We start from the raw sequence: 3,502 nt of genomic DNA, 5'->3' as shown, positions 1-3,502 counted from the left end.
GGCGCCCCGTACACGCCTTCGATTGCGGCCGTGGGGCTCTGCGAGAGATTGCGGAGAGCGAGTGGAACGCTGTGCTCGCCACAATCACCACCAATCTTGTTCGCGCCTTCGGCCATCTGCCGACCCAAACCCAGTGTTATCCTTCCAGTGGACTAGAAGGTCAAGGGAGGCGCCAATGCAGATCGGCGAGCTGGCGAAACTGGCCAACACCAGCGCCAAAACCATCCGCTTCTATGAGGACTCGGGTCTGCTACCGCCGCCCGCACGCACTGCTTCCGGATATCGCGACTATGGGCCTGAAATTGTGGATCGGTTGCGGTTCATCCATCGGGGCCAATCCGCCGGACTGACCTTGCGGAAGGTCCGCCAAATCCTGGCGATCCACGACCGTGGCGAGGTGCCGTGCGGGCACGTCCGACAAGTCCTAACCACTCGCCTGGACCAAGTCCGCGCGCAGGTCGCCGAACTCGTTGCGCTCGAAAGTCACTTGCAGACCCTTCTCGAGTACGCCTCTCAGGCCGCACCCACCGAACACGACCATTCCACGGTGTGCTGGATCTTGGAAAGCGACCTGGATGCCGATGCCATCATGGAGCAGAGTCATTCCAGCGGCGAGCCAATCAGTACTAGCGGCGTATAGGAAGCCGCGAAAGCCGTTAATTCCTCGGCTATTCGGCTAAGGTCAATACCTTCGGCTGTTGCCGATTCCCGGCACACGACTGCCGCAAGCTAGGCATTCCGATAGTCAGCCCATTGCGAAGAGACACCCGACTGATTTATTTGGTGTCGTTCCTCGCCGACCTCGACGGGGATGTCGAAACTACCGAATCCTTTTGGTCGAAGAGGCGCCCCCTAGAACACCCATCGCGCCGGCTGCGGCGCGATGGGTGAGGTGACCCGTTTAGAACCCGACGAACCTCCGGGGGACTTGATGGATGAGGCGGATCGCTTGGACCCCGGTGATCGTGTGCCGCGGGGTACCCGCTTTACGGCGGATCGGGCTCAAAGCCGAATAACGGTAGTTGAGCAAGGTCCCACCACACCCGTTTTATGAGATGAGGTGGGTGACTAACGTGGGATGTACCAGTAGCGCGACGCCGAGGATGATGAGTGCCGCTGCTGTCGCATGCCTGAGCTGGTCGCCGAAGGGCGTCACTTTTTCCAGCCAGATGACGACCGACAGTGCCAGCATCCACGCCAATTGCATTGTGCCAAAGGCGATTAATACCAGCATTAGCATCCAACAAGAGCCAAGGCAGTAGATGCCGTAGCGGCCTCCGGCGAGCAATGCGCGGGGTGGACTGTTGAGGTTGTTGCCTGACGCGCCGGACAACGACGTGGTCCGGCGGCAATAGCGCAGGCATGTCGCCTTGAACGGCGTGAGCTGATGCAGCCCCGCGACCAGGGCGACCACACCGGCGACGCGGCCTACCCACGGACAGCTATGGAGCACCGGGTTCAGATGGGTTGACGCAAGAAAGGCCGGGACGCCGACCACGGTCCACACGGCCAGGTATCCGGTCACGAAGACGATCGCTGCAGCGGCCTTGCCGCCGGCGGCGCGGGCGTAGCGGCCAACCACCGGCAATGCCGCGGGGAGCATCATGGCGGCCATCATGGCCGCCCACGCGATGAGGAACGCGGCCAGCGACGTCGTGGATTGGCTGTCCATCGGCATTGTGTCGCCGCGCATGTCCGCCGCGGTGACCACTGACCACCACCAGCCCAGACCCGCCAAACCTAACAGGAATGCCGGTAACCAGATATCAGTCCGCGACCATGCACGCCCTTGGCCGTTGTCCACTTAAGACACTCCCTTCAGTGATTCCCCGAATGCGGTAACTCCTTGAAGAGTACCCACCCCGGGTGGGGTGGAGTATCCTCGGGTGAATCGGATGTCGATGGGAGTGATGAGGCGGCTATGAGCGAGGAATTGACGGCGAAAAAGCACGCGGCGCTGAACCGGCTCAAGACGGTTCGCGGCCACCTTGACGGGATCATTCGGATGTTGGAATCCGACGCTTACTGCGTGGACGTGATGAAGCAGATCTCGGCGGTGCAGTCCTCGCTCGAGCGTGCCAATCGGGTGATGTTGCACAACCACTTGGAGACGTGTTTTTCCTCGGCGGTGCTCGGTGGCCGCGGGCAAGCCGCCATCGAAGAGTTGATTGATGCGGTGAAATTCACCCCGGCATTGACCGGCCCGCAGGCCCAGCTAGGCGGCGCCGCGGTCGGTGAACCTAGCGACAAAGAGCCGGCGACGGCAGGAAGCCGCACGTAACGACACCGGCTTTTGGTGCTGGCCATTAGCTACGACAGCCACCGTGTGGCTGAGGAATAGAGATGAAAGGGAGCGTTGAAGATGTTGGTGCTGCATGGATTTGTGGCCAAGGCGGTACCCACCGTGGTGACCGGCGCGGTGGGGGTTGCGGCCTATGAGGTGTTGCGCAAGGGAATCGCGAAAGTTCCGCTGCGCGCGGCGACCGTTACCGTGACCGCCTGGGGCATCCGCGTGGCCCGTGAGGCCGAACGCAAGGCCGGCGAGAGCGCTGAGCGGGCACGGTTAACCACGGCCGACGTGATCGCCGAGGCCAAAGAACGCATCGGGGACAACGCCACAGCGGTGGCGAGCGACCCGGGCAACACCGATGACCACTGACACCATCGCCGATGGCGAAGTCAAGCTGAAGGTCGTCTCGGACGCGTCGGGACGAATGCGTGTGCAGGCCAGTGGGTTTCGCTTCGACACAGTTCGGGCCGTCGCGATCGAGGACATGGTCGCCAACGTGAGCGGCGTGGATGCGGTGTACGCCTACCCACGCACCGCGTCGGTGGTGGTGTTGTATTCGCCCGAAAGTTGCGACACCGCTGCGGTTTTGGCAGCGATCACCGAAGCGCGGCACACCCCGGCGGAATCAGTGCCCGCGCGTGCCCCCCACTCGGCTGATCCCCGCAATACCGGGGGGGTGCGCACACTGACCGGCCGGATCCGTCGTTTGTTCGGCCGTTCGCCCGACGGTGATCAGCCGATCAACACTGGTGGCGGATGTGGGTCGGGGCCGGCCAGCTGTGGGCAGCTGTCACCGCGCGAGGACAACCAGCGCCAGCGCCGGACGTGGCTGCGACGGCTATGGCTGGCCATGCCGCTAGGGCTGCTTGCGATGGCGTCGCCGATGCTGTTCGGCGCCTACCCGTGGGCGGGATGGTTGGCCTTTGCCGCCACGCTACCGGTGCAATTCGTCGCCGGCTGGCCATTCCTCAAAGGGGCAGTGCAGCAAGCGCGAGCGTTGAGCGCCAATATGGACACGCTGATCGCGCTGGGCACATTGACCGCTTTCGTCTACTCCACCTATGAGTTGTTCGCTGGTGGCCCACTGTTTTTCGACACCGCCGCGTTGATCATCGCGTTCGTCGTGCTGGGCCGCTATGTCGAGGCCAGAGCCACCGGCAAGGCGTCGGAGGCGATCAGCAAGCTGCTGGAGATGGGCGCCAAGGAAGCCTG

4 protein-coding genes and 1 pseudogene are annotated in these 3,502 nt (G+C 63.0%); 4 read left to right on the top strand and 1 reads right to left on the bottom strand.

The annotated features are described in order from the left end of the window. Nucleotides 1-175: 175 nt before the first annotated feature. Nucleotides 176-640 (top strand): heavy metal-responsive transcriptional regulator, encoded by a 465-nt coding sequence (locus AC5Y5O_RS31835; protein WP_061555867.1) that lies wholly within the window; start codon nt 176-178, stop codon nt 638-640. A gap of 408 nt (nt 641-1,048) precedes the next feature. Here the strand turns inward: AC5Y5O_RS31835 and AC5Y5O_RS31830 are convergent, their stop codons facing one another. Then, entirely contained in the window at nt 1,049-1,711 is a 663-nt protein-coding gene (locus tag AC5Y5O_RS31830; protein ID WP_061555868.1) for a DUF2182 domain-containing protein, read from the bottom strand. Nucleotides 1,712-1,921: 210 nt separating this feature from the next. Between AC5Y5O_RS31830 and csoR the strand changes: the two genes are divergently transcribed. From csoR to AC5Y5O_RS31815, 3 genes and pseudogenes are all read left to right on the top strand, one after another. Continuing rightward, nucleotides 1,922-2,281 carry a copper-sensing transcriptional repressor CsoR gene (csoR, locus tag AC5Y5O_RS31825; RefSeq protein ID WP_061555869.1) on the top strand — a complete coding sequence of 120 codons (360 nt, stop codon included), beginning with the start codon at nt 1,922-1,924 and terminating at the stop codon, nt 2,279-2,281. An 84-nt stretch (nt 2,282-2,365) separates the two neighbouring features. Next, nucleotides 2,366-2,659 carry a DUF1490 family protein gene (locus tag AC5Y5O_RS31820; RefSeq protein WP_061559662.1) on the top strand — a complete coding sequence of 98 codons (294 nt, stop codon included), beginning with the start codon at nt 2,366-2,368 and terminating at the stop codon, nt 2,657-2,659. A 55-nt stretch (nt 2,660-2,714) separates the two neighbouring features. Further along, nucleotides 2,715-3,502 (top strand): annotated as a pseudogene (locus AC5Y5O_RS31815) (heavy metal translocating P-type ATPase); the annotation flags it as partial.

Source organism: Mycobacterium sp. NGS40, from assembly GCF_059812735.1.
This window is presented reverse-complemented; position numbering and strand designations above follow the sequence as displayed.